The organism is Limnohabitans sp. (genome assembly GCF_044361645.1).
In the GTDB taxonomy this organism is placed as follows: Bacteria; Pseudomonadota; Gammaproteobacteria; order Burkholderiales; family Burkholderiaceae_C; genus Limnohabitans_A.
This window is the reverse complement of record NZ_JBIKIL010000001.1, coordinates 49,026-74,859: the sequence shown is the minus strand read 5'-3', so window position 1 is coordinate 74,859 and position 25,834 is coordinate 49,026. Positions and strand designations below refer to the sequence as shown.

Sequence of the window (25,834 nt, the reverse complement as noted above, 5' to 3'; positions counted from 1 at the left end):
ATGTTGAGCACACCCGCCGGGATGCCCGCGCGGATGGCCAACTCGGCCGCCGCCAGGGCGGTGAGCGGCGTGAGTTCGGCCGGCTTGATGATGACCGGGCAGCCTGCGGCCAAGGCGGGCGCGACTTTGCGCGTGATCATGGCCAGCGGGAAGTTCCAAGGCGTGATGGCCGCGCACACGCCAATGGGCTGCTTGAGCACCAACAGGCGGCGTGTGTTGTCAAACTGGGGCAGGGTCTCGCCGTTGATGCGCTTGGCTTCCTCGGCAAACCACTCGACAAAACTCGCGCCATAGGCCACTTCGCCTTTGGCCTCGGGCAGCGGTTTGCCTTGCTCGGCGGTCATGATGCGGCCCAAGTCGTCTTGGTTGGCCATCAGCAAGTCGTACCACTTGCGCAAGATGATGCTGCGCTCTTTGGCGGTTTTGGCTTTCCAAGGACCCCAAGCGGCGTTGGCGGCGGCAATGGCTTGTTCGGCCTCGGCTGGCCCCAAGTTGGCCACATTCGCGAGCACCGCCCCAGTAGCCGGGTCGGTGATGTCAAAGCGGCTGCTGCCAGAGACCCATTGGCCGTTGATCAGGGCATCGGTTTTGAGCAGGCTGGGGTCTTTGAGTTGGGTGAGGGGGGAGGTGGTCATGGTCATCGGAGGCCTCACGTTGAGAGCGGGTGTTCAGGCAAAAGTGACCTGATTTTGCCTCAAGGGGCCAGCATTCGTTTTGAACTAAGCAGCCACGGTCACCGCATTGAGCAAGGCCGCCTCAAGAATGCCCAAGGCTTCTTGAAAGTGTGCATGGGCAATCGTCAGGGGAAACAAAAAGCGAAGCACATTGGCATCCATGCCGCAGGTGAGCAAAATCAATCCGTGCGACAGCGCATAGGCTTGCACTGCTTTTGTAAAAGCCGCGTTGGGTGTACCGTCTGGATGGCGAAATTCAGCGGCCACCATGGCACCCAAACCGCGCACTTGGGCTATTGCTGGGACGCGAGGTTGCAAGGCCCGCAGGTGCGCTTGCAGTTGGTCGCCCAGCAATTGCCCGCGCGTGGGCAGTTGCTCGTTTTGCATGATGTCAATCACCGCATGCGCCGCAGCGATTGCCAAGGGGTTGCCTGCATAAGTGCCCCCCAAACCACCAGGGGCTGGGGCATCCATCAGCTTGGCATGGCCTGTCACGGCGGACAGGTTCAAGCCTGCGGCCATCGACTTGGCGCTGATGAGCAAGTCGGCCGTGATGCCCCGTTCATGGTGGTGCGCCATGGCAAAGAGCCGACCTGTACGGCCAAAGCCCGATTGCACTTCATCGGCAACCATGACAATGCCGTGTTCGGTGCAAAGCGTGCGCACCCACTGCATGGCCTCCTCGAGCATGACGTGAAAACCACCTTCGCCTTGGACGGGTTCAAAGATCAAGGCTGCGATACGGCTGGGCTCGATGTCGTATTTGAATAAGCGCGCCACGGCCTCACGAGCTTGCTTGAAACTGGCCTCGTCACTGGGGAATGGAACGTGAAAGATCTCTGCAGGCATTGGGCCAAAGGCTGTCTTATAGGGTGCAACTTTGCCCGTCAAACCCACGGCATAGAGGCTGCGGCCATGAAAGGCACCGCCAAAAGCAATGACGCCACTTCGCCCAGTGGCAGCCCGGGCGATTTTGATGGCATTTTCGACAGCCTCAGCTCCGGTAGAGAAGAAGGCTGTTTTTTTGGCATGCGAGCCTGGGGTGAGCGTGTTGAGTTTTTCGGCCAAAGCCACATAGCTTTCATAAGGAATCACTTGGTAGCAGGTGTGGGTAAAGCGTGCCAGCTGCGCTTGCACGGCAGCCACCACTTGAGGGTGACGGTGACCCGTGTTCAGTACCGCAATGCCCCCAGCAAAGTCAAGGTAGCGCTGCCCTTGAATGTCCCAAAGTTCAGCGTTTTCCGCACGATCCACAAAGAAAGGAGCCATCACGCCCACACCACGGGGTGTGGCTGCGGCTTGCCTGACCAATAGGCTTTCATTTTTCGATTGGGAATTCATGGGAGGATGTCCTTCAGAGTTTGATCATCACGTGGCGCGCTACGGTGTAATCTTCCAGCGCGTACATCGACATGTCCTTGCCGTAGCCCGATGACTTGAGGCCACCGTGGGGCATTTCGTTGACCAACATGAAGTGGGTGTTGATCCAGGTGCAGCCGTATTGCAGCTCTCGGGCCACGCTCATGGCGCGTGAGATGTCTTGCGTCCAAACGCTGGAGGCCAAGCCATAGTCGGAGTCATTGGCCCAGTCCACCGCTTGGGCGGTGTCTTTGAAGCGCGTGATGGAGACCACCGGGCCAAACACCTCTCGGCGGACAATTTCATCGTCCTGCAGAGCCCCTGCTATCACGGTGGGCTCATAAAAAAAACCTGCTCCGCTGCGTATTTTTCCGCCCGTGGTGACCTCCATGTGGGGCGCCATCTGAGCGCGTTCGACAAAGCTGGCGACGCGGTTGCGCTGGCGATCAGAGATCAAGGGTCCCAGCTCCACCCCGTCTTCGTCTTGTGTCCCCATTTTCAGCGTGGACACCGCGTTGCTGAGTTCGGCCACGAGCTTGTCGTAGATTTTGGAGCCCGCATAAATGCGGCAGGCAGCGGTGCAGTCTTGGCCCGCGTTGTAGTACCCGAAAGTGCGAATGCCAGCAACCACCTCATCTAAGTTGGCATCGTCAAACACAATCACGGGTGCTTTGCCACCCAACTCCAAGTGTGTGCGTTTGAGCGTGCCCGATGCAGCTTGCAAAATCTTTCGCCCTGTCGACACATCGCCAGTGACCGAGACCATGCGCACTTGGGGGTTTTCGACCAGCGCCTGTCCCACGCTGGTGCCGCGACCGCAGATCACATTGAACACGCCACTGGGTAAGATGTCGGCGGCGACGCGTCCCAGCAGCAAGGTGCTCAGGGGTGTTTGCTCGCTGGGTTTGAGGACAACACTGTTGCCTGCAGCCAGGGCCGGTGCAGCTTTCCATGCCGCCATCAAAAGTGGGTAATTCCACGGGGCGATGGATGCCACAACCCCGATCGCGTCTCGCCGAATCATGCTGGTGTGGCCCGCCAAATACTCTCCCGAAATGGTGCCGTTCATGCAGCGCACGGCACCGGCGAAGTAGCGAAAGCAGTCGGCAATCGCTGGAATCTCGTCTTCCAATGCTCGCGCATAGGGTTTGCCGCAGTTGAGCGACTCAAGGCGGGCAAACTGTGCGGCATGATCCTCAATCGCTTGAGCCAGTTTGAGCAGCAGTTGAGCGCGCTCAGAAGGGGTGGTTTTTGACCAGGTTTGCCAAGCATGGCTGGCGGCCATCACGGCCTCGTTCACTTGCTGGGCTGAGGCTTCGCGCACATGGCACAAAACTTCCCCTGTCGCCGGATTGAGTATGGGCTCCGCGACGCCTTCGCCCTGCACCAAGGTTTGGGCAATCATCAAGTCTGTGGGGTAGGTCAAATGGTTTGCAATGGTTTTTTTCATGTGAATGATTCTCAATGGGAGGGGCAAAAAGAGCGTGAGTGCCTCAGCGGTTTTGGCTGTCTTCGTCCGCACGGGAAAGCCAGTAAGCGGCCACGATGGGGATGAAGGTCAAGGCAATCATGAAAACCGCGACCACGTTGGTCACTGGGCGCTGGCGCGGTCGAATCAGCTCTTGCAGCATCCAAATCGGTAAAGTCGTTTGTTGTCCCGCCGTGAACGTGGTGACGATCACCTCGTCAAAGCTCAGGGCGAAGGCCAGCAGGCCACCGGCCAGCAAAGCCGAGCCCAGTTGGGGAAACAGGACATAGCGGAAAGTCTGGAAGCTGTTGGCACCGAGGTCCATGGAGGCCTCGACCAGTGCCGGGCTGATGCGCCGCAAACGCGCCACCGCGTTGTTATAGACCACCACCACACAGAAGGTGGCGTGGCCAATCACGATCGTCCAAAAGCTGAATGGAATTTCCAAGGTGTGGTACGACGAGCGCAGGGCGATGCCAGAGATCACGCCGGGCAGGGCGATGGGCAAGATCAGCAGCAGGTTCACCGCATCGCGGCCGAAAAACTGCGTGCGTGCCAGAGCGCCGGCTGCCAGTGTGCCCAGCACCATGGCGATGCCCGTGGCCCACAGCGCAACTTTGAAGGACAGCGCCATGGCGTCCCACACGTCCTGTCGTTCCATGGCGACGCCAAACCACTGGGTGGTTAAGGCAGGCGGCGGAAAGACGTAGCTCTTGTCCTCGCTGCTAAAAGCGTATAGGACAATCAGCGCCAGCGGGATGTGCAGGAACAGTACACCGGCCGCAGTGGCCGCCCTCAGGCCCCAAGAGGCACCGCGCTGCGGTTTGGAAAATTTCTCAGAGCGCATCAAAGGCCCCCTTGCGCTTGGCCAGCCAAAGATAGACACCGATGATCACGATGGGCACCAGCGAAAAAGCGGCGGCAAAGGGCAGGTTACCCGCCACACCCTGCTGCCGGTACACCACCTGACCGATATAAAGGGTTGAGTTGCCGATGACTTGCGGAATGATGTAGTCACCCAGGGTCAGCGAGAAGGTGAAGATGGAGCCCGCTGCAATACCCGGCATGGCCAGCGGTAAGCTCACCTGGCGAAAAGTTTGTGCCGGCGAGGCTCCCAAGTCGCCAGAGGCCTCAAGGAAGGAGCCGGGAATGCGCTCAATGGCCGCCATGATGGGCAGGATCATGAAGGGCAGCCACATGTAGACAAAGACCAGGAAGGTGCCCATGGGCGAAAAGCTCAGCGAATTGCCACCCAACACGGGTATGGAAAGCAAAGCATCGAGCAGCCACTGCAAGTGCAGGCTCTGCATGACCCAGGAGATGGCGCCTTCCTTGGCCAACAAAAGCTTCCAGGCATAAAGCCGTACCAAATAGCTGGACCACAGCGGCAGCATCACTGCCACGTAGAGCAGAGCCTTGAGTGGCCCGCGCGCGTAGCGTGCCATGTAGTAGGCAATCGGAAAGCCGATCAGCACGCAGGCCACGGTGACGCTGATGGCCATCAGGGTGCTGCGCAAGGCCACATCCAAGTTGGTGGGCGTGAATATTTCTATGAAATTGCCGAAGCCAACTTCTCGAACCACCTGACCGGTAAAGTCATCCAGGCTAAAAAAGCTGTTGGCCAACAAGCTGAACAAAGAGCCCAGGTAGATGACACCGAACCACAACAGGGGCGGCGTCAGCAAAAGGGCCAGCAGCAGACCGCGGCGTGTGTACAGCAGCGTGGACAGCCTGTCGGCCAGTGCTTGTCGAGGCGCGGGCAGGGCGATGCTGTTCATGGCTGGGCTTCGATGATGTGCATGGCCTCATCGGCCCAAGACAAGTGGGCCATGGCACCGGGTTGCGGGACCTGTGTGTGGCCGTGCACTGGCAGATCCACCAGCAGGGGTAAGCCCTGTTCTGGTTGCACCAAGACGCGCCAGAAGGCACCGAAAAACTGCACCTCAGCCACGGTGCCATGGGTGCGTGCCGCAGCGCTGCGCTCGGGCGATGTATCCAGTGCAAGCCCGATCAGCTCGGGGCGGATCATCAGAACCTCGGCAGCGGCGTACCGGCGCGCATCGGCCCCTTGCAAGACATTGGCCGCGCCCACGAATTCGGCCACAAAACGCGTGGCTGGACTTTGGTAAAGCTCAGCCGGTGTGGCCACCTGCTCCAAGCGACCCAGGTTGAACACGCCGATGCGGTCGCTCACGGACAGCGCCTCGTGCTGGTCGTGTGTGACGAAAATGAAGGTGATGCCCAGCTTGCGCTGTAGGCTCTTGAGCTCGCTTTGCATTTGCTCGCGCAACTTCAAATCCAGCGCGCCCAGGGGTTCGTCGAGCAGTAACACTTGGGGCTCGCTGATCAGGGCACGTGCCATGGCCACACGCTGTCGCTGTCCGCCCGAGAGTTGGACCGGCTTGCGCTGGCCCACGTCGGGCAGCTGCACGGTTTCCAGCAGCTGTTGTGCTTTTTTCTCACGGGTGGCGCGATCCACGCCGCGCACCATCAGGCTGTAGGCCACATTGTCCAAGATGGTCATGTGGGGAAACAGTGCGTAGTCCTGGAAAACGGTGTTGACCGGTCGCGCATAAGGCGGCTTCTGGCTGACGTCCTGGCCGTGGATGGCGATGTGACCGCTGGTGGGCAGGGTGAAGCCGCCGATCATGCGCAGGCAGGTGGTCTTGCCCGAGCCCGATGGGCCCAGCAAGGTGAAGAACTCGCCGGACCGGACTTCCAGGTCCACCCCGGCCACGGCATGGATGTTCTTGCCAGCCGAACGAAACACGCACGACAGGTCGCGCAAACTCACAGCCGAAGTCATCGGGGTATCTCTTTCGCTGAAAAGGGGGAAGGGGCTGGCACCTATGCGCCAGTCCATCTCATCCAAGCTGGCGCTCGTGATCAACGACCGCCCAAGACAGCGATGTAGTCAGAGACCCATTTGTGGTATGGCACGCATTGGTTGTTCTGTGTCTTGCATTGGCTTGTAGGGGTCTTCCAGAAGGAAATGCGATCGAAGTCGTTGTAGCCCTGGCGGGCACAGCCTTCGTTGCCAAGCAGGGCGTTGCCCTTGCAAGCTGCGGGCACAGCCGGCACAGAGCCAAACCAGGCCGACAAGTCGCCTTGCAATTTGGGGTTAAGCGAGTGCTCCAGCCACATGTAGGCGCAGTTCGGATGCTTGGCATCGGCGTGCATCATGGTCGAGTCAGCCCAGCCGGTGGCACCTTCAACCGGCACCACGGTGGCAATCGACGCCTTTTTGGAGCCCAGGATGTTGGCCTGGAACTGCCAACTGCCAGAAGCCACCACGCCCTCGTTGGTGAAGTCGTCGATCTGCACGAAGGCGTCGTGCCAGTACTTGCCAACGATCTTGCGCTGACCACGCAACAGCTCCAGTGCGGCTTTGTACTGGGTTTCGTTCAGTTCATAGGGGTCCTTGATGCCCAGGGCCGGATTCTTTTTCATCAGGTAAAGCGCGGCGTCAGCGATGTAGATCGGTCCGTCAAAGGCCTGCACGCGCCCCTTGTTGCTCTTGCCGTCGGGCAGGGTTTGCTCCTCGAAAACCACGCTCCAGCTGTTGGGTTTTTTGTCGCCAAAGACTTTGGTGTTGTACATCAGCACATTCCAGCCCCACTGGTAGGGCACACCGTAGTGGGTGTTGTTCTCAAAGTGCCAGGGAGATTTTTGCAGGCGCGGATCGATGTTCTTGTAACTGGGGATCAGGCCCACATTGATCGGCTGCAACTTCTTGCCACGGATCAGGCGCGAACTGGCGTCCCCAGAGGCCGTGACCAGATCGAAGCCCCCCTCGTTCATCAGGGCCACCATTTCGTCAGACGTGCCCGCGGTCTTCACGTTGACCTTGCAGCCTGTGGCCTTCTCAAAGCCCGTGACCCAGTCGAACTTTTTGTCGGTTGCCCCGCGTTCGATGTAGCCGGCCCAGGCCACGATGTCGACTTGGCCTTCGCCTTGGCCGATTTTTTGAACGATTTTTTGCGCCTGCCCCGCGTTGGACAACAACATCAGGCCGGCAGCCATGGTCATACAGGTCATCTTTTTCATCTCGTCTCCTCTGGGTGAGTGGTTGGTTCGCACAATTTTTGAGCTTGGGTTGAATGGTTTTTCAAAATGCCAATCCGTCCCAATGCCTACGCACTTTAATGTTGACCTTGAGATTAAAAAAGTTCAATATTTGATGCTCTACCAATCTATAAAACAGATATCAAGGGTTAACCCTCTTGTTTGCAGTCACCTATGCAAAGACACATCACCCTCAAGCAATTTCGTTACTTTTTGGCGGTATCGGAAACAAGCTCGGTCGCGGCGGCAGCCCGCATGATCAGCATTGCGCAATCGGCGCTGACCAAGAGCATTCAGGAACTGGAGGAGAGCTTGGGTGTCAAGCTTTTTCAGAGAAGTGCCAAAGGGATGTTGCTCACGCAAGATGGTCATCGCTTTCAGGCCAATGCCCGCAAAGTCATTGCCGCAGTGGCCGAGGCCGGGCAGATCGATCGCGGCAAACCTGCGGTCCTCAGCGGCAATTTGACCATCGGCGTCTCCAGTTTGGTTGCTGGCTATTACTTGGCTGATTTATTTGCCAAATTCCAACGCTCACACCCTTCTGTGACAATTTCAGTGGTGGAAGAAACGCCTTTGTTTTTGGAACATCTGCTCATCAATGGGGAAGTGGACCTGGCCATCATGGTCTGTAATGCATTGGACGAACCGCAGGCCTTGGAGGTGGAGGTGCTGACACGCTCTTCCAACCGAGTCTGGATGGCTTCTGCACATCCATTGGCCGAAAAAGCGGAGTTGTTGTTGTCCGAGTGCGCTGCTTATCCTCAAGTGGTTTTAGAGGCGGATCGGATTGAGAGCGTGACACAAGCGTTGTGGGCACACCAGGGCTTGCACCCGGCTGTGCTGATGCGCAGCAGCTCTCTGGAGGCTGTGCGTTCATTGGTCGGAATTGGAGCAGGCATCACGTTGTTACCCGATTTTTTATACCGCCCCTGGACCTTGGACGCAGACCATGTGCAAGCGCGCAGTTTGCGCGATGCCGCACCCTCGGTGGATGTGGGCTTGGTGTGGCGGCGTGGTTTACACACACGCGCGGTGGTGACCGAGTTCATTGAATTGGCGCGTGAGCAATCGCGCAGGCAACGGTCGCGATGACTGGAGTTAAGGCGCACTGCCACGAACCGTTTGAGGAAAGGGTTCAAGCCTTGCTGGCAATTGCCAATGGGAAAGCAACTTGGGAGGCAACTCAGGACGCATCTGCGTTGGCCAAAGGCTCAAACTTATAATGCCAGGTTGCACTTTGAGCGAAAACACCCCATGAGCCCAGCCACTTTTTCCGTTGCCGACATCCGCAAGACTTTTTTGGACTTTTTTGCATCCAAAGGTCATACCGTGGTGGCATCCAGCCCCTTGGTGCCGGGCAATGACCCGACCTTGATGTTCACCAACTCCGGCATGGTCCAGTTCAAGGACGTGTTTTTGGGCTCGGACAAGCGCTCTTATGTGCGTGCTGCGTCGGTGCAAGCCTGCTTACGGGCCGGTGGCAAGCACAACGACTTGGAAAACGTGGGCTACACCGCCCGCCACCACACCTTTTTTGAGATGTTGGGCAACTGGTCGTTTGGCGACTACTTCAAGCGCGAGTCGCTGCAATGGGCTTGGGAGTTGCTGACCCAGGTCTACCAACTGCCCGCCGACAAACTGTACGCCACGGTGTACCTGGAAGACGACGAAGCCTATGCCATTTGGGAAGGCATTTTTGTCAAAGCCGGCTGGACGCCTGAGCGCATCAAAGAAGAAAACCGCATCATCCGCATCGGCGACAACAAGGGCGGCCGCTACAAGTCCGACAACTTTTGGATGATGGCCGACACCGGCCCTTGTGGCCCGTGTTCCGAAATCTTTTACGACCACGGCGCGCACATTCCCGGCGGGCCACCGGGCAGCCCCGATGAAGACGGCGACCGCTTCATCGAAATCTGGAACAACGTGTTCATGCAGTTCAACATGGCCGAAGACGGCTCGGTCACGCCGCTGCCCGCACCCTGCGTGGACACCGGCATGGGCCTCGAACGCCTTGCCGCCATTCTTCAGCATGTGCACAGCAACTACGAGATCGATATTTTTGACGCGCTGATCACAGCCGCATCGCGCGAAACCGGCTGCACCGACCTGAACAACAAGTCGCTGCGCGTGATCGCCGACCACATCCGCGCCACCGCATTTTTGGTGAGCGACGGTGTGGTGCCGAGCAACGAAGGCCGGGGCTATGTGCAGCGCCGCATCGTGCGCCGCGCCATTCGCCACGGCTATTTGCTGGGCCAAAAAACCCCGTTTTTCCACAAACTGGTGCCCGATTTGGTGCGCCTGATGGGCGAGGCCTACCCCAGTTTGGCCCAACAGGCCGAGCGCATCACCGACATCTTGCGCATCGAAGAAGAGCGCTTCTTTGAAACCCTGCAAAGCGGCATGCAAATTCTGGATGCGGCCTTGGATGGCGGTGTGAAAGTGTTGCCCGGCGAAGTGGCCTTCAAGCTGCACGACACCTATGGCTTTCCTCTGGACTTGTCTGCCGACGTGTGCCGCGAACGGGGTCTCAGCGTCGACGAAGCCGGCTTTGCCGTTGCCATGGAAAAGCAAAAAGCTCAGGCCCGCGCCGCTGGCAAGTTCAAGATGGACAAGGCGCTCGATTACACCGGCGCGGGCAGCGACTTTGTGGGTTATCAAGACCTGACAGCCCATGCCAAAGTGTTGGCTTTGTACGCCGACGGGAACGCGGTGAGCGAGCTCAAGCTAGGCCAGTCGGGTGTGGTGGTGTTGGATACGACACCTTTTTATGCCGAGTCGGGCGGCCAGGTGGGCGACCAGGGCATGCTGCACCACGCAGGTGGTCAGTTCAACGTGTTGGACACGCTCAAGATCAAGGCCGATGTGTTTGGCCACCACGGCGAAATCAAATCCGGCAGCCTGAAAGTGGGCGATGCGGTGCAGGCCCATGTGGACAGCGCCATGCGCGCCGCCACCGTGCGCAACCACAGCGCGACGCACCTGATGCACAAAGCCCTGCGCGAAGTGCTGGGCAGCCATGTGCAGCAAAAGGGCAGCTTGGTGAACGCCGAACGCACCCGTTTTGACTTTGCGCACAACGCGCCCGTGAGCGATGCTGAAATTCGCCAGATCGAAGCCCAAGTCAACGCCGAAATTTTGGCCAACGCGGCGGCGCAAGCGCGTGTGATGGACATCGAAAGCGCCCAAAAAACCGGCGCGATGATGCTGTTTGGCGAGAAATACGGCGAGACCGTGCGCGTGCTCGACATCGGCAGCAGCCGCGAGTTGTGCGGCGGCACCCACGTCAAAGCCACGGGCGACATTGGCCTGTTCAAGATCGTCAGCGAAGGCGGCGTGGCCGCTGGCGTGCGCCGCATCGAGGCGGTGACGGGTGCCAATGCTTTGGCCTATTTGCAGTCGCTGGAAGACACGGTGACGCAAGCCGCAGGCGCACTCAAAGCCCAACCGGCCGAGTTGAACGCGCGCATCCAACAGGTGCTGGACCAGGTCAAGGCGCTGGAAAAAGAATTGTCGGCCGCCAAGGGCAAGCTGGCTTCGGCCCAAGGCGACGAGCTGCTGAGCCAAGCGGTGGACGTCAAAGGCATCAAACTCTTGGTGGCCACGCTGGCGGGGGCCAACGCCAAGACCTTGCGCGACACCATGGACAAGCTCAAGGACAAGATCAAGACCGCCGTGATCGTGTTGACCGCTGTGGAAGGCGACAAAGTGCAGATCGCCGCAGGCGTGACCGCCGACACCGTGGGCAAAGTCAAAGCCGGTGACTTGGCCAGCTTTGTCGCAGCGCAAGTGGGCGGCAAAGGCGGCGGCAAGCCCGACATGGCCATGGCCGGTGGCAGCAACCCGGCCGCTTTGCCCGCAGCGCTGGCCAGTGTGCAGGCTTGGGTGAGCGAGCGCATTTGATGCGTCGAGCAAGCAGAGCTGCTCAAAAAAACGCCCACTCAGTGGGCGTTTTTTTTGCGCATTTCTGGGCGCGAACCACACCCCACCAAGCACGCCACTTGCTGCCCCCACACGCCGGGCAGCTTTGATGGGGCATCTTCACCCTGTGTTGGCAGGAGTGAGCAAGTTACCGTAAATTCAATACACAGTTCTACTGCACCTTGTGTCAGGAGCATCCGCCATGCCGTCCACCACACTTCGCGCGTCCTACACCATCGCAGCCCCTATCCTGCAGCGATTCAACGCGGTCGTGCCGCACGGCGAGCGCAGCCGCGTCATGGAAGGGCTCATGGAGCAGGCCTTGGCGCTGCGCGAAGCAGGGTTGGAGCGCATCGCAGAAGCCTACATGACCGATCCGACGTTTGCCCAGTGTCGTGATAATGAAAAACACTGGGATGCCACCGTGGGCGATGGTCTGAAAAACCTCTAAGCCATCAGCACCATGGATTTCAAAAGCTGGCACATTTTTCGGGTCAAGCTCGAGCCCACACAAGGCAGTGAGCAACAAGGCACAACGCGGCCCTGCGTTATTTTGTCGATCACTCCGCTCAACGCCAAGTTGCGTCAAGTGGGGCTGGTGCCCCTTTCTACCTCAGCCCGTTCATCACAAACGACACGCCAAAGCAAGGGCCTTGCACAGGCACTTGCCTGCGGCCTTGCTTTAACGTGAAAGAAACGCAGCTGCGAACGAGCTGATGCCTGGCCCAGCAACGGCCGATTGCCAAAGAAGCTGATTGCAGGTCAGACCGGTGCTGGAACGAACCCGTGCTTGAGCAATATTTGCAACCAGCGCGGTGCGTTGCGCGCCACCATCAAGGCTTCGCAGTCCACGGTTAGCTTATTGGCGATGGTGGCGCAGATGCACTACACGATTGGCTATCAAAGCGAAGCGGTGCAGGCTGACATTTTGGGGCTGCCCGTCGGCTTGCAGGGGCGGTATATCGCCTTGACTGAGCGCATGTGCGTGTCGGGGGCTCATTTGGGTGAACCCCATTCTTCGGCCATGGGCAATGGCCTGTTGGAGGTGAAACATGCTCAGCCATGACGAACTGGTTACCAAGCTGCTTCAAAACCCGCAAGTACGGGCCGAATACGAGGGCATCGAACGCGAAGAAATACCCATGCTCGACGCGATTTTGAGTGTGCGCAAACAGGCCAAACTCTCGCAAGAAGCGGTGGCCCGCCGCATGAACGTGAGCCCGCCCGTTGTCTCGCGCTTAGAGAGGGCGTTGCTGACTGGCAAACCCTCGCCTTCGCTGCGCACCCTGCAAAAATACGCCCAAGCCGTGGGCAAGCGAGTGCAGATTTACACGGGCGAGTGCGTGCGCAGCCAGTCGCGCAAGGCGTCGTTCATGCGGCTTTGCCAGCCGGCTCCAGTGGCCTTGAAGGCATTGAGGACATCGGGGCTGTAGCGCACGGTCACGGCCTGTTTGGTGTCGGCTTTGTGTGTGCCCACTGGGCGGCCGCGGGCTTTGTATCCTTCAATCACCTCGGGCGTATGCACAGCGGCTGATTCGCCGCGCTTGGCCTGCCGAATCGATTCGGCAACGTCATTGGCAAACGCCAGCATTTCAGCATCCATCTTCACTTTAGCCATCGCAGGCCTCCTTCCACATGTTCAAAACAGATACGGGCATGTTGTCAAATTTGGCTTTGGCATAAGTTGCCACCAAAACAATTTCACCGCTGGCCAATCGGTTGAAATAAATCACCCGCGCACCACTGCGTTTACCCATGCCTGCTGCCTGCTCGGCTCCAGCGCACTTTGCGTAAATCACCCGTGCCAGCAATCACGTCACCCGACAAGGGCGCAGCGCTGATAAAGGCAATGAACTCGGCGAGCACCATCTCGCCCATCACGTCCTTGACCATGCGCTGGAATATCGGGGTTTCAACGACGGTGAACAGCATTTAATTGTAACTCCAGTTAAATGGGTTTTGTGTTGCTCATCAAAACCAAGTGCCCATGCCTGCGACGCCCAACCCCAATCGCCTTCTATACGGGAGAATGCGTGCGCAGCCAGTGGTATGCACCGCTGCTGAAATGCTGGCGCTTGGCCTGCCGGATCGATTCGGCAACCTCACTGGCAAGCGCCAGCATTTCAGCAGCCATCTTCACTTGATGGTGAGCAAGAGGTTCATCATGCCCACCCAACTGGGGTGACCTGAGACTTTGTTGGGAGCTGCCCTGTTCTGAAGTGCACCCTGGTTTGACAATGGCGTGCCGCCAAAAACAGGAAGCCGAGTCACAGCGCCTTGAAAGGCCCTGGGTCAAACGGGCACCTCAAAGCGCGCCTGATTGCGACACCGCCTCTTGCGCGATCAAGGTGTCGATTTCGGCCTCGCTCAGGCCATGCTCTTTCAGCAATTCGCGGGTGTGCTGGCCCAGCAAGGGCGCGGCTTGGCCGGTGTCGGTGGGCGTTTGCGAAAAGTGAATCGGGCATCCAATGCCACGCGTGGTGCCCGCTTGAGGGTGCTCCAAGGTCACCACCATGCCGCGCGCCAGGGTTTGTGGGTGTGACAGCGCCTCGCCAATGGTGTGCACCGGCCCTGCGGGCACGCCCGCAGCATCCATGTCGGCTTGCCATTCGGCGCGGGTGCGTTGGCGCAGCACCGCATTCATCAGCGCAACCAATTCATCCAGATGCGCCATGCGCTCGCTGTTGGTCGCAAAGCGGGGGTCTTCGCGCCACTCGGGATGGCCCAGCACTTGGCAGATGCGCTCCCAGTTGTTTTGGTTGGCCCCACCGAGGTTGATCCAGCCATCGCTGGCCTCAAATGCCTGATAAGGCGCGGTCAGGATGTGCGCCGAGCCGGTGGGCTGCGGCTCGCGCTGCGTGGAGAACCACACAGCCGCATGCCAATAGGTTTGTTGCAGTGCGGCGTCGCTCAAAGAGGTGTCCACCAGTTGGCCTTCGCCCGTTTTGAGCTTGTGGATGTAGGCCGCCAAAATGCCCGTGGCCGCCAAGATGCCGGCGTTCATGTCGGACACGGCGTTGCCGTTTTTGGCAGGGGGGCGACCGGCTTCACCGGTCACCGCCATCAGGCCTGCAAAGCCTTGGGCGATCAGGTCAAAGCCGCCTTTGTCTGCATAAGGCCCGGTGCGGCCATAGCCTGAGATGGCGCAGTAAATCAGGCCCGGGTTCACCTCGCGCAGGGTGTCGTAGCCCAGGCCGAGTTTTTCCATGGTGCCGCCGCGAAAATTTTCGACCAGCACATCGGCGTTTTTGACCATGCGCAGCAGCAAGTCGCGGCCTTGCGGTTTTTTCAGGTCCAGCGCCAAGCTGCGCTTGTTGCGGTTGAGCATCAAAAAGGGGGCCGAGACGCCATTGATTTGCGGGATGAGCATGGCCCGTGCGTCATCGCCCCCAGAGGTCTTCTCGATCTTGATGACGTCGGCCCCCAGGTCGGCCAACAGCAGGCCGCAGGTGGGGCCGGACATGATTTGTGTCATTTCGAGGACACGCAGACCCGCCAATGGCCCGGTGTGGTGGTTTTTTGCTGTGCTCGCCATGTTCAGCGGCCTTTCCAAAGGGGTTTGCGTTTGGCCACAAAGGCGCTGACGCCTTCGCGGAAGTCTTCGCTGCCATAGGCTTGGCGAATCAGGTCCTCGGCCTCGGGTGCGTTGTGCAGCACCAAGCGGTGGAGGACTTGCTTGCTGACCTGTTGGGTCACTGGGGCCAAGGCGGTCAGGCGCTGCACCAAAGCGCTGGTGGCCGCGTCGATGTCGCCGGGTTCAGCGATTTGGTGCAAATAGCCGCAGGCCAGGGCCTCGTCGGCCCCAATCATCTCGGCCAGCATGAGCATGCGTTTGACGCGTTGCGGCCCGAAAGCGGCGCACAGCCGCGCCACATTGGCCACCGACAAACAGTTGCCCAAGGTTTTGGCTATCGGCACACCCAATTGCGAGCCCGGCGTGGCCAGTCGAAAATCGCAAGCCGTGGCAATGGCCAGCCCGCCGCCCACCGCCCAGCCTTCAATGAGGGCCACCGTGGGCATGGGCAGCGCGCAAAGCAAGTCAATGCAGGCTTCGATTTGGGCCTCGTAGGCCACACCGTCGTCAGCTGTCTTGAACGTTGTGAATTGCTCGATGTCGGTGCCGGCCACAAAGGCTTGGCCGCCTGCGCCGCGAAACACCACAGCCCGTACCGTGGGCTCATGTTTGAAGCGCTGACAATGTTCGCTGAGTTGTTGGTACATGGCCCAGGTCATGGCGTTGCGTGCCTGGGGGCGGTTGAAGGTCAGCGTGGCCACACCGCTTTCGGTGTGCAGCGTGACTTCTTCTGGGGCAGGAATGGTGTTCATCATCGGTAAAAGTATTCAACCAGGAACATCGGGATGGCAGGTATGTAGGTGACCATCATCAACAGGACAAACAACACGCCGATAAAAGGCAGGTTGACCCGCGTGACTTTCCACATGTCGGCTTTGGCGATGGAGCAGGCGGTCATGAGCACACTGGCCACTGGCGGTGTTTGCTGACCAATGCCCAAGTTGAGGGTGACGATCAGGCCAAAGTGCACCGGGTCAATGCCCACGGCCAGCACCAAGGGCATGACGATGGGCACCACCAAGATGATGGCCGCTGCCGAGTGCAAAAACAGGCCGACCAAGAGGAAGAACACGTTCAAGATGCCCAGCACCGCATAGCGGTTGTCGGTGAGTGAGGATATCCAGGCAGCGAGTTGCTGAGGCATTTGTTGCTCGGTCAGCAAGTGGCCGAGCAGGGCCGATGCCGCCACCAGCAGCATGACCACGGCGGTCTGTATGCCGCCTTCGAGCATGCATTCGTACAGGTGTTTGAAGTTCAGCTCACGGTAAATCACGCCACCGATGAAGAGTGCCGCCAATACGGCCAAGGCGGCGCCTTCGGTGGCTGTGACCCAACCGCCAAAAATGCCGCCCAAAATGATGATGGGCAAGCAAAACGCCCAGGCGGCGTCCTTGAAAGTAGACCAGACCTTGCTCCAGCTGAAGACCTCTTCAACCGGGTAGTTGTAGCGCCGCGCATACCAATAGGCCAAGCCCATCATGCCTGCGCCGCCCAAAATGCCCGGGACGATGCCGGCCACAAAAATTTGCACCACCGAGGCATCGGCCATGACCGCGTACAAGATCATGGGGATCGATGGCGGGATGATGATGGCCAATGTGGCCGATGACGAGGTGATGGCCGCCGCGAACTCTTTGGGGTAGCCTTTTTTCTTCATCGACGGGATCAGGATCGAGCCCATGGCCGCCACGTCGGCCACAGCGGAGCCTGAGATTTCGGCAAAAAACAGCGAGGTGCCGATGTTCACCATGGCCAAGCCGCCTTTGACGAAGCCAAAAAGCGCCGATGCAAAGGCGATCAGGCGACGCGACAAGCTCGACGAGTTCATGATGGCCCCCGCCAAGATGAACAAGGGAATGGACAACAGCGGAAAGCTGGTGGCCCCGGTGAACATGGTGATGGCACCGCTGAGCAGCGAATCCATGCCGCCGTGAATGACCATGGCCACCATGGCCACCACGCTCAGCGATATGCCGATGGGCACGTTGATCAGGATGAGGGCCAGCAGGCCCAAAAACATGAAAACGGCACTCATGATTGCAGCGCCTTTTGAATTTCTTTTTCCATTTCCTGTTTCTCGGCATCGATCACGCCAGCACCCCTGGCCTGTGCCAGCAGTTCGGGCAGGCTCATCAGCTGCGCCAAAATGAACAAAACCGAGCCGATAGGAATCACCGACTGCGTGAATTGGGTGGGCACCCAGGGCAGGCTGATCATGGTGTCGCCTTGCAAAATGTCCAGCACTTGGTAGCCGTACCAGGCCAGCACAGCAAAAAAGCCAATCACGATGGCTTCTCCCAGCAGCAGCACAGGCACGCGCAGGGCGGGTGCCATGGCGTTGACCAAACCAGGAAATCCGATGTGGGCGCGTTTGAGTGCAGCCAGCGCGGCACCGTAATAGGTGAGCCAAGCCAGAGCGATCGAGGCCACCTCGTCGTACCAGACCAGGGACCAGCCCAGTTTGCGGTAGCTCACCCCCATCAGGACGATGACCGCCAGCGAGGCGAGCAAAAAGATGACGAAGGCGGTGAGCGTTCGGTCAAAAGTGGATCGGAGGGTGTGAAACACAGGGCGTTCCTTTTGGCAGGGCGTGGAGGCAACAGAGGTCAAACCGGTGGCAAAGCTCGGGCTTGGACATCAAGGCTTGGCAGGGCGCGTAGCCGAGCTGTTTTTCAGCAATGGTTTGGCACACTGGGGCGCAGCAGTCACCGCGTCCCAGTTCATCACGCTTTAAAAAGCAGCGCCCAGCGCGACGGCTTTCTCCACCAAGTCAGTACCACCAGGCACTTCTTTGCCAAATTCTTGGTAGATGGCTTTGCTCGCTGCAATGAAGGCATTTTTGTCGACCTCGTTGGCTTTGGTGCCAGCGGCTGTGATCTTGCTCAGCAGTTCGCCATCGAGCCTGGCCGCTGTGGCGTAGACATAGGCTTGCACGTCTTGGGCTGTCTTTTCCAAAATGGCTTGCACATCGGCTGGCAGTGACTTGAATTTGCGCGAACCCGCTGCCAAGTAGGCGGGTGTGTAAACGTGACCGGTCATCGAGATGAACTTTTGCACCTCTTGGAATTTGGCCGAATAAATTTGGGTCAGTGGGTTTTCTTGTCCGTCCATCACACCGGTTTGGAGTGCCACAAAGACTTCTGAATAGGCCATGGGCGAGGGGTTTGCACCATAGGCCTGGAACATCTTGACGCGCCACACCCCTGGCGGCACGCGCAGGCGCATGCCTTTCAGGTCTTCGGGTTTGACAATGGGTCGGGTGTTGTTGGTGATATGGCGAACGCCGTTTTCCCAAACACCCAAAATTTTGAAGCCTTTTTCCTCGGCCATGGGCAACATGGTCGGACGCAGCACCTCGGCCTCGATTTTCTTCATGTGCTCGCGGTTTTTCACCAAGTAGGGCATTTCAAACATGCCAAAAGCGGGCACGTTGGACGACATGATGGTGGAGGGAATAGACAACTCCAGCGTGCCCAAACGCAGCTTTTGCATCATCTCGGTGTCACCACCCAATTGGCTGGAGCCAAACACCACCACCTTGGCTTTGTTGCCCAAGCGCTCGTTGGCCAGGCGGGCAAACTCTTGCGCTGACTGATCAATTAACGAGCCAGGTCCTGCAACGTGACCGAGTTTGATTTCCAGTTGGGCATAGGCAGCGGTGCTGCCCAGTGCCAGTGCGGCTGCGCCCAGCAGGCTCAGCGTGGCGCGGCGCAAGGGGGAGGCGAGTGGTTTGCGTGTCTTGAGTTTGGCGGTCATGTGTGTCTCCTTTTGGTGGATTGGTGCTCAAATAAACGCCTTCCCTGAAACAGGTGCAAGGCGGGGGGAAATGAAAAAAATCTTGGTTTCAGGCCTTTGCCAAACCACCGGGGTGGCTGGAAAAATGGTCCATGATGGCCTGCACGCCACTGCCTTGCAGTGCCACGCCCGAGAGCTTGAGGCCCATTTCGCAGCCCGCCACGGTGGCGATCAGGGTCAGGTCGTTGCTGTCGCCCAGGTGGCCAATGCGGAACATGCGGCCTTTGACTTTGCCAAGGCCCGTGCCCAGTGAGCAGTCAAAGCGTTGGTGAATGACTTTGCGCACCGCGTCGGCGTCGATGCCCTCGGGGGTCATGACGCCGGTCAAGATGGGCGAGTAAACGCCTGGGTCGGCGCACTGGATGGGCAGGCCCCAGGCCTTAACCGCCGCCCGCACGCCAGCGGCCCAGCGTTGGTGCCGCGCAAAGACTGTGTCCAGGCCTTCGGCCAGCAGCATGTCGCAGGCTTCGCTCAGGCCATACAGCAAGTTGGTGTTGGGCGTGGAGGGCCAGTAGCCGTTTTTGTTCATCTCGATCATCTCGCCCCAAGCCCAATAGCTGCGAGGCATGCCGCCTTGTTGGCTGGCTTCGATGGCGCGGGGCGACAAGGCGTTGAAGCCGATGCCGGGCGGCAGCATCAAGCCTTTTTGCGAACCGCTGATGGTCACGTCCACGCCCCATTCGTCGTGGCGGTAGTCCGCACTGGCCAGGCCAGAGATGGTGTCGACCAAGAGCAAGGCGGGGTGTTTGGCCGCATCGATGGCGCGGCGCACGGCGGCGATGTCGCTGGTCACCCCGGTGGAGGTTTCGTTGTGCACCACACAGACCGCTTGGATGCTGTGGCCGGTGTCGCCCTTCAGGCGCTGCTCGATCAGGTCGGCTTGCACGCCGTTGCGCCAACCTTGCAAGCCGGGCAGGCTCAAGACTTCGGACTTCAGACCCAGCTGTTGGGCCAGCTTGTTCCACAAAAACGCAAAGTGGCCGGTCTCGTACATCAGCACATGGTCGCCCGCCTGGAGCACGTTGCTCAGGGCGGCTTCCCAAGCACCCGTGCCGGAGGCGGGGTAGATCATGACCGGGTGGCGGGTTTTGAAAATCTTTTGCACATCGGCCAGGACTTTCAGGCCCAAGGCGCCGAACTCGGGACCCCGGTGGTCGATGGTGGGCGAGCTGATGGCGCGCAGGATGCGGTCGGGCACCGGGGAAGGCCCGGGAATTTGCAGGAAGTGGCGACCGGTGGGGTGAAAATTGGTGCTGAGCATGTGCTGAAAGTGCCTTGATGTTGAAAGCTATTTTTTGTATTCAAAATACATTTGTCAAGGGTGTTTGTACTAGAATTGCTTTGATACCGCTCATTTTTTGTATTCAAAAAAGACCATGGCCACTGATGCTTTGACCATTCCCTTGTCCTTTCCTTTGTCTATTCCCTTGTCCTCTGCGCTGTCCATTGCCCGCCCCGTGTTGCACGAACAAGTCGCGCACCGTTTGCGCCAGATGTTGGTGGAGGGCTTGATCCCGCCGGGGGGCAAACTCAACGAGCGCACCCTGTGCGAAGAGCTGAGCATCTCGCGCACCCCGCTGCGCGAAGCCATCAAGATGCTGGCCGCCGAGGGCCTGGTCGAGCTCTTGCCCAACCGGGGTTCGGTGGCGCTGCAATTGAGCGAGGCCGATGTGCACCACACCTTTGAGGTGATGGCCGGGCTGGAGGGCTTGTCGGGTGAGCTGGCCGCGCAGCGCGTGACCGAGGCCGAGCTCAATGAAATCAAGGCCTTGCATTACGAGATGCTGGCCGCCTACACCCGGCGTGACTTGTCGGCCTATTGCCAAATCAATGCGGCCATTCACCGCAGCTTCAACGCCGCAGCCAAAAACCCGGTGCTGACGGCGACCTACAACCAGGTCAATGCCCGCTTGCAGGCGCTGCGATTTCGCTCCAACCAAGACGGCGACAAGTGGCAGCGCGCCGTGGACGAGCACATCGCCATGGTGCAGGCGCTGGAGGCCCGCGACGCTGCAGCTTTGCGCCAGGTGCTGATGCAGCACCTGGACAACAAACGCCATGTGGTGATCGAGCAGCTGCGCAGCGCACAACATGCCAACAGCACCGACCACAAGGCCTTGCCATTGCTCACTCAAGGACACGCCCCATGAACGCCCCTTTGCCGATTGATTTGTCTAAAGCATCGCCGGACCCAACCTACGAGACGGTGGCCAGCAGCAGCAACGAGGTGGCCGCTTTGTTGGCCAAACGCCTGCGCCTGCATGCCCGGGGCGAGGTGCTTTTTTCTGCGGCCGACCGCGGGCGCTACGCCACCGATGCGTCGATTTACCAGGTCATGCCTTTGGGCGTGTTTGTGCCGAAAGACGCGGCCGATGTGCGCTTGGCCATGGACATTTGCCGCGACTTGGGTGTGCCCATCGTGCCGCGCGGCGGCGGCACCAGCCAGTGTGGCCAAACCGTGGGCGCGGGCTTGGTGATTGACCATTCCAAACACATGCGCAAGATCATGGCGGTCGATGCCGAGCAGTGCACCGCCATCGTCGAGCCAGGCTTGGTGCTGGACCACCTGAATGCGGCCCTCAAACAGCACGGCCTGTGGTACCCGGTGGACGTGTCCACCAGCGCCCAGGCCACGCTGGGCGGCATGGCGGGCAACAACTCGTGTGGCAGCCGCTCGATCGCCTACGGCAACATGGTGCACAACGTGCTGGGGGCTGAGGCTTGGTTGGCCGATGGCAGTTTGCTCGAATTTGGCCCCTATGAAAAAGCCCAAGGCCGCGCTCGCCAGATTGGCGACTTTGTGCGCGATTTGGCGCAGCAGAACGCCCCTGAAATTGACACCCACTGGCCCAAAGTGTTGCGCCGCGTGGCGGGCTACAACCTGGACATTTTTCGCAACCAGAGCGAGCGGCCTTACACCGCCGACGGCTCGGTCAACCTGGCGCATTTGCTCATTGGCAGCGAAGGCACGCTGGCGCTCACGCGTTCGCTGACTTTGCGCTTGGCCGAGTTGCCACGCGCCAAGGTGCTGGGCGTGGTGAACTTCCCCAGCTTTTACCAAGCCATGGATTCGGCCCAGCACATCGTCAAGCTGGGCCAAGGCATGCCGGTGGGGCATCTGTCGGCTGTGGAGCTGGTGGACCGCAGCATGATCGAGCTGTCTTTGCAAAACCCGGCTTTTGCGCCGACCATCCTCACTGCCTTGTCACCGCACATCAAGGGCGGCATGCCCGAGGCGGTGTTGTTGGTGGAGTTTTCTGGGCCGAGCAAGACCGACATCGCGCACAAGATCAAAGAGTTGGTGGAGTTGATGGGCGACTTGGGCCTGCCCGGCAGCGTGGTCGAGATGGTGGACGATGCGCCGCAAAAAAACCTGTGGGAAGTGCGCAAGGCGGGCCTGAACATCATGATGAGCCTGCGCGGCGATGGCAAACCGGTGAGCTTCATTGAGGACTGCGCCGTGCCTCTTGAGAGCCTGGCCGAGTACACCGATGCCTTGACCGGTGTGTTTCGCAAACACGGCAGCCGGGGCACTTGGTATGCCCACGCCTCGGTCGGCACTTTGCATGTGCGGCCTATTCTTGACATGCGCCGCGATGGCGCGAGCAAAATGCGCGCCATTGCCGAAGAAGCCAGCGCCCTGGTGCGCCAATACAAAGGCGCTTTCAGTGGCGAACATGGCGACGGCCTGTGCCGGGGCGAGTGGATCGGCTGGCAGTTTGGCCCGCGCATCAACGAGGCATTTGCGCAGATCAAGCGCGAGATGGACCCGCAGCAACTGCTGTGCCCTCAGCGCATCGTCAACCCGCCCAAAATGGACGACACCACGCTGATGCGTTTTGCGCCCAGCTACAAGGTGGTGCCCATCCGCACCGCGCTGGACTGGAGCGCCTGGAACGTGCAAAACGACCCGGTCACCGAACAAACCAGCGCCCCCGGCACCGGCGGTGACCCGGCCCAAGGCCTGGCCAAGGCGGTGGAGATGTGCAACAACAACGGCCATTGCCGCAAGTTCGATGCAGGCACCATGTGCCCCAGTTACCGCGTGACCCGCGACGAAAAACACCTGACACGGGGCCGAGCCAACACCTTGCGCTTGGCCTTGAGCGGCCAGATCGAAGGCCTGGCGGGCGAAGACGCTTTGAGCAGTGAAGCGGTACGCGAGGCCATGGACCTGTGCGTGGGCTGCAAAGGCTGCAAGCGCGATTGCCCCACCGGGGTGGACATGGCCAAGATGAAGCTTGAGTTTTTGCAGCACTACAAAGCCAAGCACGGCCACACGCTGCAAGACAAATTGGTGGCCCATTTGCCCGATTACGCCCGCTGGGCGGCGCGCTTGGGCCCGTTTTTGAACCTGCGCAACCGTGTGCCGCTGCTGGCCAAGTTGACTGAAAAGCTGTTGGGCCTGTCGGCCCAGCGCAGCTTGCCCGAGTGGCAGATGCGTCACTTCTTCAACACCCCGCCCAGCGCTGCACAAGCGACCGCCAGCCGCGAAGAGGTGTTGGCCGCAGCGCGCGGCGTGGTCTTGTTTGTGGACACCTTCAACGGTTTCTTGGAGTCGACCAACGCGCATGCGGCCGTCAAGGTGCTGCAGGCGGCTGGATACACGGTGCATGTGGCCACCAAACTGCAGGGCGATGGCGGGCATCTGTGCTGTGGTCGCACTTATTTGGCCAACGGCATGCTGGACAAGGCCCGCGAAAAGGCCAGCGAAGTGGTGCAAAGCCTGCTGCCTTTTGCCGAAAAAGGCCTGTCCATCGTGGGCTTGGAGCCCTCCTGCCTGCTCACGCTGCGCGACGAAATGCTGGTCATGGGCTTGGGCGAGGGCGCGCAACGCATCGCCGGGCAAGCCCTGCTGTTCGAAGAATTTTTGGCCCGCGAAGCCCAAGCGGGGCAGTTGGACGGGCTGAAGGCGCAAATCGCCCCGGTGCAGCGCCCGGTTTTGCTGCACGGGCATTGCCATCAAAAAGCCTTTGACGCGGTGTCCCCCGTGATGGAAGTCTTGCGCTGGATTCCGGGGGCCAAGCCGCAGCTGATCGAGAGCAGTTGCTGCGGCATGGCGGGCAGTTTTGGTTATGAGGCCAGCCACTACAAGGTGTCCATGCAAATGGCCGAGTTGAGCTTGCTGCCCGCCGTGCGCGCCCAGCCCGATGCCATCGTGGTGGCCGACGGCACCAGTTGCCGCCACCAAATCCACGACGGTGCTGGGCGTGAGGCTGTGCACCTGAGCCAGTTGCTGGCCAGTTTGTTGCCGGGCTGAGCCGCCGGGCTAAAGCGTCTTAAGGCGCACTGAGTGTCAAACGCAGCCCACTGGCCCACTCGCGATTTTGACCTGTGATGGGGTCGCTGAATCGAACCGACTGGGCCAACAATTGCAAGGGCTGGCTGAAGTCTTCGGGCGCATTCGGGCCGCGCAAGACGGTGGGGTAAAACAAGTCGCCTTCGATCGGGATGCCCAAGGCGTTCATGTGCACCCGCAGCTGGTGGCGTTTGCCGCTGATTGGCTCCAGCGCATACAGCGCGCGCAGGTCATCGGTGTGCAGCAAAGCGATGCGGGTTTCGCTGTTGGTGGGCCCTGGCTCTTCCTTCGTTCTGAAAAAAGGTTCGCCTGGCACCAAGCGGCTGGCGTGTACCAGCGGCAGCTGCAGATGCGGCGCGTGTGCCGCCACCGCGTGGTAGGTCTTGTGGATCAGGTGGTCCCGAAACAGCGCGTGGTAGGCGTCGCGTTCTTGCAGTCGTTTGCCAAACAACACCAGTCCGGCGGTTTCTCGGTCGATGCGGTGCAGCGGCACCAAATCGGCGCAGCCCGTCAGGCGCTTGAGCTGCACCAACAGGCTTTGTTGCAGGTAGCGGCCCGTGGGCGTGACGGGCATGAAGTGCGGTTTGTCGGCCACCAGCAGATGCTCGTCTTCAAACACGATTTGCGCTTGAAACGGCAGCACGGGCTCGTCGGCCAGATGGCGGTAGTAATAAAACCTTTGGCCCACGGCGCAGGCTTGGTGGGGCAGGGCCGGCTGGCCGTCTTCCTGCAGCACCAGACCTTGGTGCAAGCGCTCGGCCCATTCGCTGCGCGAGATGCCGGGCATGCGCTCGGCCAAAAAATCGAGCAACTGCGGTGCGCCGTGCGGCACCGACACCACGCTGGCGCTCACGCCATCGCGCAGAGGCAACGGAGTTAGGTGCCCTGATTGGCGCATGTCAGACCCGGCGGAACACCAGGTCCCACACGCCGTGGCCGAGTTGGAGGCCCCGGTTTTCAAATTTGGTCAGCGGCCGGTAGTCTGGCTTGGCGGCAAAGCCATCTGGGGCATCGCTGGTGTTGGCCAGCAAGGGCTCGGCGCGCAGCACACCCATCATCTGCTCAGAGTAGGGCTGCCAGTCGGTGGCCAAATGCAGGTAGCCGCCAGGCTTGATGTGCTGGGCCAGCCGCTGGATGAAGGGGCTTTGGATCAGTCGGCGCTTGTGGTGGCGGCTCTTGTGCCAAGGGTCCGGAAAGAAGATGTGCACGCCGTCCAGGCTGTCCGGGCCCAGCATGTGGTCCATCACCTCGATGGCATCGTGCTGCACGATGCGGATGTTGCCGATGTGCGCTTGGCCACAGCGTTTGAGCAGGGCGCCCACGCCTGGCTCATGCACTTCGCAGCACAAAAAATTGTCACCAGGTCGAAGCTGCGCGATTTTGGCTGTGGCGTCGCCCATGCCAAAACCAATTTCCAGAATCAGCGGGGCAGGGCGGCCAAAGGCAGCTTCAACATCCAAGCGAGAAGCGCTGTAAGGCACTGAAAATTGAGCCCCGAACTGCTCAAACGCCCGCACTTGCCCCGAACCCATGCGGCCCGCACGCAGCACATAGGTTTTGATTTGCCGCATGAAGGGGGCGTCTGAGGCAGCCGCTTGGTTGACGGTTTTTTTGGCAGGCAGCTGCTGGGTGTTCTCGGGCATCGTCATGAGGGGGCTGGCTTGAGGGCCAAAGTG

26 protein-coding genes are annotated in these 25,834 nt (G+C 59.9%); 8 read left to right on the top strand and 18 right to left on the bottom strand.

The features are described 5' to 3' along the window. The 7 genes from ACIQ39_RS00380 to ACIQ39_RS00350 form a co-directional block, all read right to left on the bottom strand. Positions 1-641 (bottom strand): aldehyde dehydrogenase family protein (locus ACIQ39_RS00380; RefSeq protein ID WP_396432617.1); only part of this gene is annotated, 641 nt, incomplete at its 3' end. Positions 642-719: 78 nt separating this feature from the next. Continuing rightward, positions 720-2,015, bottom strand: a complete 1,296-nt coding sequence (gene gabT, locus ACIQ39_RS00375) for a 4-aminobutyrate--2-oxoglutarate transaminase (RefSeq protein ID WP_396432616.1) — start codon at positions 2,013-2,015, stop codon at positions 720-722. A gap of 13 nt (positions 2,016-2,028) precedes the next feature. Next, positions 2,029-3,441 carry a gamma-aminobutyraldehyde dehydrogenase gene (locus ACIQ39_RS00370; RefSeq protein WP_396432624.1) on the bottom strand — a complete coding sequence of 471 codons (1,413 nt, stop codon included), beginning with the start codon at positions 3,439-3,441 and terminating at the stop codon, positions 2,029-2,031. Positions 3,442-3,526: 85 nt separating this feature from the next. After that, on the bottom strand, positions 3,527-4,348 hold the full coding sequence (locus tag ACIQ39_RS00365; protein WP_396432615.1) for an ABC transporter permease: 822 nt from the start codon (positions 4,346-4,348) through the stop codon (positions 3,527-3,529). Next, the gene (locus ACIQ39_RS00360; RefSeq protein WP_396432614.1) at positions 4,338-5,279 is read right to left on the bottom strand and encodes an ABC transporter permease; all 942 of its coding nucleotides are present in this window, start codon (positions 5,277-5,279) and stop codon (positions 4,338-4,340) included. Before ACIQ39_RS00360 ends, ACIQ39_RS00365 begins: the two co-directional genes overlap by 11 nt. Then, the gene (locus ACIQ39_RS00355) at positions 5,276-6,307 is read right to left on the bottom strand and encodes an ABC transporter ATP-binding protein (RefSeq protein ID WP_396432613.1); all 1,032 of its coding nucleotides are present in this window, start codon (positions 6,305-6,307) and stop codon (positions 5,276-5,278) included. The genes ACIQ39_RS00360 and ACIQ39_RS00355 overlap by 4 nt, the downstream gene beginning before the upstream one ends. Positions 6,308-6,387: 80 nt before the next feature. Next, complete coding sequence (locus ACIQ39_RS00350) at positions 6,388-7,530, bottom strand: ABC transporter substrate-binding protein (RefSeq protein ID WP_396432612.1); 1,143 nt, start codon at positions 7,528-7,530, stop codon at positions 6,388-6,390. 210 nt (positions 7,531-7,740) lie between these two features. Between ACIQ39_RS00350 and ACIQ39_RS00345 the strand changes: the two genes are divergently transcribed. From ACIQ39_RS00345 to ACIQ39_RS00320, 6 genes are all read left to right on the top strand, one after another. Continuing rightward, positions 7,741-8,658: a LysR family transcriptional regulator gene (locus ACIQ39_RS00345; protein WP_396432611.1), complete on the top strand. Its 918-nt coding sequence runs from the start codon at positions 7,741-7,743 to the stop codon at positions 8,656-8,658. A gap of 162 nt (positions 8,659-8,820) precedes the next feature. Next, complete coding sequence (gene alaS / locus ACIQ39_RS00340) at positions 8,821-11,472, top strand: alanine--tRNA ligase (RefSeq protein WP_396432610.1); 2,652 nt, start codon at positions 8,821-8,823, stop codon at positions 11,470-11,472. A 220-nt stretch (positions 11,473-11,692) separates the two neighbouring features. Next, positions 11,693-11,941, top strand: a complete 249-nt coding sequence (locus ACIQ39_RS00335; RefSeq protein WP_396432609.1) for a hypothetical protein — start codon at positions 11,693-11,695, stop codon at positions 11,939-11,941. 12 nt (positions 11,942-11,953) lie between these two features. Next, complete coding sequence (locus ACIQ39_RS00330; protein ID WP_396432608.1) at positions 11,954-12,181, top strand: type II toxin-antitoxin system PemK/MazF family toxin; 228 nt, start codon at positions 11,954-11,956, stop codon at positions 12,179-12,181. Positions 12,182-12,310: 129 nt separating this feature from the next. Continuing rightward, positions 12,311-12,556: a hypothetical protein gene (locus ACIQ39_RS00325; protein ID WP_396432607.1), complete on the top strand. Its 246-nt coding sequence runs from the start codon at positions 12,311-12,313 to the stop codon at positions 12,554-12,556. Continuing rightward, positions 12,543-12,923, top strand: a complete 381-nt coding sequence (locus tag ACIQ39_RS00320; protein ID WP_396432606.1) for a helix-turn-helix transcriptional regulator — start codon at positions 12,543-12,545, stop codon at positions 12,921-12,923. Before ACIQ39_RS00325 ends, ACIQ39_RS00320 begins: the two co-directional genes overlap by 14 nt. On the opposite strand, the gene ACIQ39_RS00315 is transcribed toward ACIQ39_RS00320, so the two are convergent. The 9 genes from ACIQ39_RS00315 to ACIQ39_RS00275 all read right to left on the bottom strand — a co-directional run bounded on the left by ACIQ39_RS00315 (position 12,818) and on the right by ACIQ39_RS00275 (position 20,120). Then, entirely contained in the window at positions 12,818-13,081 is a 264-nt protein-coding gene (locus tag ACIQ39_RS00315; RefSeq protein ID WP_396432623.1) for a BrnA antitoxin family protein, read from the bottom strand. The two genes, ACIQ39_RS00320 and ACIQ39_RS00315, sit on opposite strands and share 106 nt — an antisense overlap. 19 nt (positions 13,082-13,100) lie before the next feature. Continuing rightward, positions 13,101-13,247 carry a hypothetical protein gene (locus tag ACIQ39_RS00310; RefSeq protein ID WP_396432605.1) on the bottom strand — a complete coding sequence of 49 codons (147 nt, stop codon included), beginning with the start codon at positions 13,245-13,247 and terminating at the stop codon, positions 13,101-13,103. Beyond that, positions 13,240-13,422, bottom strand: a complete 183-nt coding sequence (locus ACIQ39_RS00305) for a hypothetical protein (protein WP_396432604.1) — start codon at positions 13,420-13,422, stop codon at positions 13,240-13,242. Before ACIQ39_RS00305 ends, ACIQ39_RS00310 begins: the two co-directional genes overlap by 8 nt. 373 nt (positions 13,423-13,795) lie before the next feature. Beyond that, on the bottom strand, positions 13,796-15,025 hold the full coding sequence (locus ACIQ39_RS00300) for a CaiB/BaiF CoA transferase family protein (protein ID WP_396432603.1): 1,230 nt from the start codon (positions 15,023-15,025) through the stop codon (positions 13,796-13,798). A gap of 2 nt (positions 15,026-15,027) precedes the next feature. Beyond that, entirely contained in the window at positions 15,028-15,816 is a 789-nt protein-coding gene (locus ACIQ39_RS00295; RefSeq protein ID WP_396432622.1) for an enoyl-CoA hydratase/isomerase family protein, read from the bottom strand. Then, positions 15,816-17,099, bottom strand: a complete 1,284-nt coding sequence (locus ACIQ39_RS00290) for a TRAP transporter large permease (RefSeq protein ID WP_396432602.1) — start codon at positions 17,097-17,099, stop codon at positions 15,816-15,818. The genes ACIQ39_RS00295 and ACIQ39_RS00290 overlap by 1 nt, the downstream gene beginning before the upstream one ends. Next, positions 17,096-17,632: a TRAP transporter small permease gene (locus ACIQ39_RS00285; RefSeq protein ID WP_396432601.1), complete on the bottom strand. Its 537-nt coding sequence runs from the start codon at positions 17,630-17,632 to the stop codon at positions 17,096-17,098. The genes ACIQ39_RS00290 and ACIQ39_RS00285 overlap by 4 nt, the downstream gene beginning before the upstream one ends. Positions 17,633-17,794: 162 nt before the next feature. Next, a complete protein-coding gene (locus ACIQ39_RS00280) occupies positions 17,795-18,820 on the bottom strand; it encodes a TRAP transporter substrate-binding protein (protein ID WP_396432600.1) in 1,026 nt (341 codons plus the stop codon). 88 nt (positions 18,821-18,908) lie between these two features. Further along, positions 18,909-20,120, bottom strand: coding sequence for a pyridoxal-phosphate-dependent aminotransferase family protein (locus ACIQ39_RS00275; protein ID WP_396432599.1), 1,212 nt, complete (start codon positions 20,118-20,120; stop codon positions 18,909-18,911). 166 nt (positions 20,121-20,286) lie between these two features. On the opposite strand from ACIQ39_RS00275, the gene ACIQ39_RS00270 reads away from it, so the two are divergent. Both ACIQ39_RS00270 and ACIQ39_RS00265 read left to right on the top strand, forming a co-directional pair. Then, a complete protein-coding gene (locus ACIQ39_RS00270; RefSeq protein ID WP_396432621.1) occupies positions 20,287-21,009 on the top strand; it encodes a GntR family transcriptional regulator in 723 nt (240 codons plus the stop codon). After that, the gene (locus ACIQ39_RS00265; RefSeq protein WP_396432598.1) at positions 21,006-24,119 is read left to right on the top strand and encodes an FAD-binding and (Fe-S)-binding domain-containing protein; all 3,114 of its coding nucleotides are present in this window, start codon (positions 21,006-21,008) and stop codon (positions 24,117-24,119) included. The genes ACIQ39_RS00270 and ACIQ39_RS00265 overlap by 4 nt, the downstream gene beginning before the upstream one ends. Before the next feature lie 19 nt (positions 24,120-24,138). Here the strand turns inward: ACIQ39_RS00265 and ACIQ39_RS00260 are convergent, their stop codons facing one another. Both ACIQ39_RS00260 and trmB read right to left on the bottom strand, forming a co-directional pair. Beyond that, on the bottom strand, positions 24,139-25,056 hold the full coding sequence (locus tag ACIQ39_RS00260; RefSeq protein ID WP_396432597.1) for a pseudouridine synthase: 918 nt from the start codon (positions 25,054-25,056) through the stop codon (positions 24,139-24,141). Between the two features lies 1 nt (position 25,057). Continuing rightward, the gene (trmB, locus tag ACIQ39_RS00255) at positions 25,058-25,807 is read right to left on the bottom strand and encodes a tRNA (guanosine(46)-N7)-methyltransferase TrmB (protein WP_396432596.1); all 750 of its coding nucleotides are present in this window, start codon (positions 25,805-25,807) and stop codon (positions 25,058-25,060) included. Positions 25,808-25,834 lie beyond the last annotated feature (27 nt).

What these genes read in the sequence shown, in the direction of transcription:
- gabT (WP_396432616.1), bottom strand. Translation starts at nt 2,015, where the DNA reads ATGAATTCCCAATCGAAAAATGAAAGCCTATTGGTCAGGCAAGCCGCA.
- ACIQ39_RS00365 (WP_396432615.1), bottom strand. Translation starts at nt 4,348, where the DNA reads ATGCGCTCTGAGAAATTTTCCAAACCGCAGCGCGGTGCCTCTTGGGGC.
- ACIQ39_RS00360 (WP_396432614.1), bottom strand. Translation starts at nt 5,279, where the DNA reads ATGAACAGCATCGCCCTGCCCGCGCCTCGACAAGCACTGGCCGACAGG.
- ACIQ39_RS00355 (WP_396432613.1), bottom strand. Translation starts at nt 6,307, where the DNA reads ATGACTTCGGCTGTGAGTTTGCGCGACCTGTCGTGCGTGTTTCGTTCG.
- ACIQ39_RS00350 (WP_396432612.1), bottom strand. Translation starts at nt 7,530, where the DNA reads ATGACCATGGCTGCCGGCCTGATGTTGTTGTCCAACGCGGGGCAGGCG.
- ACIQ39_RS00345 (WP_396432611.1), top strand. Translation starts at nt 7,741, where the DNA reads ATGCAAAGACACATCACCCTCAAGCAATTTCGTTACTTTTTGGCGGTA.
- alaS (WP_396432610.1), top strand. Translation starts at nt 8,821, where the DNA reads ATGAGCCCAGCCACTTTTTCCGTTGCCGACATCCGCAAGACTTTTTTG.
- ACIQ39_RS00335 (WP_396432609.1), top strand. Translation starts at nt 11,693, where the DNA reads ATGCCGTCCACCACACTTCGCGCGTCCTACACCATCGCAGCCCCTATC.
- ACIQ39_RS00330 (WP_396432608.1), top strand. Translation starts at nt 11,954, where the DNA reads ATGGATTTCAAAAGCTGGCACATTTTTCGGGTCAAGCTCGAGCCCACA.
- ACIQ39_RS00320 (WP_396432606.1), top strand. Translation starts at nt 12,543, where the DNA reads ATGCTCAGCCATGACGAACTGGTTACCAAGCTGCTTCAAAACCCGCAA.
- ACIQ39_RS00315 (WP_396432623.1), bottom strand. Translation starts at nt 13,081, where the DNA reads ATGCTGGCGTTTGCCAATGACGTTGCCGAATCGATTCGGCAGGCCAAG.
- ACIQ39_RS00310 (WP_396432605.1), bottom strand. Translation starts at nt 13,247, where the DNA reads ATGGGTAAACGCAGTGGTGCGCGGGTGATTTATTTCAACCGATTGGCC.
- ACIQ39_RS00305 (WP_396432604.1), bottom strand. Translation starts at nt 13,422, where the DNA reads ATGCTGTTCACCGTCGTTGAAACCCCGATATTCCAGCGCATGGTCAAG.
- ACIQ39_RS00300 (WP_396432603.1), bottom strand. Translation starts at nt 15,025, where the DNA reads ATGGCGAGCACAGCAAAAAACCACCACACCGGGCCATTGGCGGGTCTG.
- ACIQ39_RS00295 (WP_396432622.1), bottom strand. Translation starts at nt 15,816, where the DNA reads ATGAACACCATTCCTGCCCCAGAAGAAGTCACGCTGCACACCGAAAGC.
- ACIQ39_RS00290 (WP_396432602.1), bottom strand. Translation starts at nt 17,099, where the DNA reads ATGAGTGCCGTTTTCATGTTTTTGGGCCTGCTGGCCCTCATCCTGATC.
- ACIQ39_RS00280 (WP_396432600.1), bottom strand. Translation starts at nt 18,820, where the DNA reads ATGACCGCCAAACTCAAGACACGCAAACCACTCGCCTCCCCCTTGCGC.
- ACIQ39_RS00275 (WP_396432599.1), bottom strand. Translation starts at nt 20,120, where the DNA reads ATGCTCAGCACCAATTTTCACCCCACCGGTCGCCACTTCCTGCAAATT.
- ACIQ39_RS00265 (WP_396432598.1), top strand. Translation starts at nt 21,006, where the DNA reads ATGAACGCCCCTTTGCCGATTGATTTGTCTAAAGCATCGCCGGACCCA.
- ACIQ39_RS00260 (WP_396432597.1), bottom strand. Translation starts at nt 25,056, where the DNA reads ATGCGCCAATCAGGGCACCTAACTCCGTTGCCTCTGCGCGATGGCGTG.
- trmB (WP_396432596.1), bottom strand. Translation starts at nt 25,807, where the DNA reads ATGACGATGCCCGAGAACACCCAGCAGCTGCCTGCCAAAAAAACCGTC.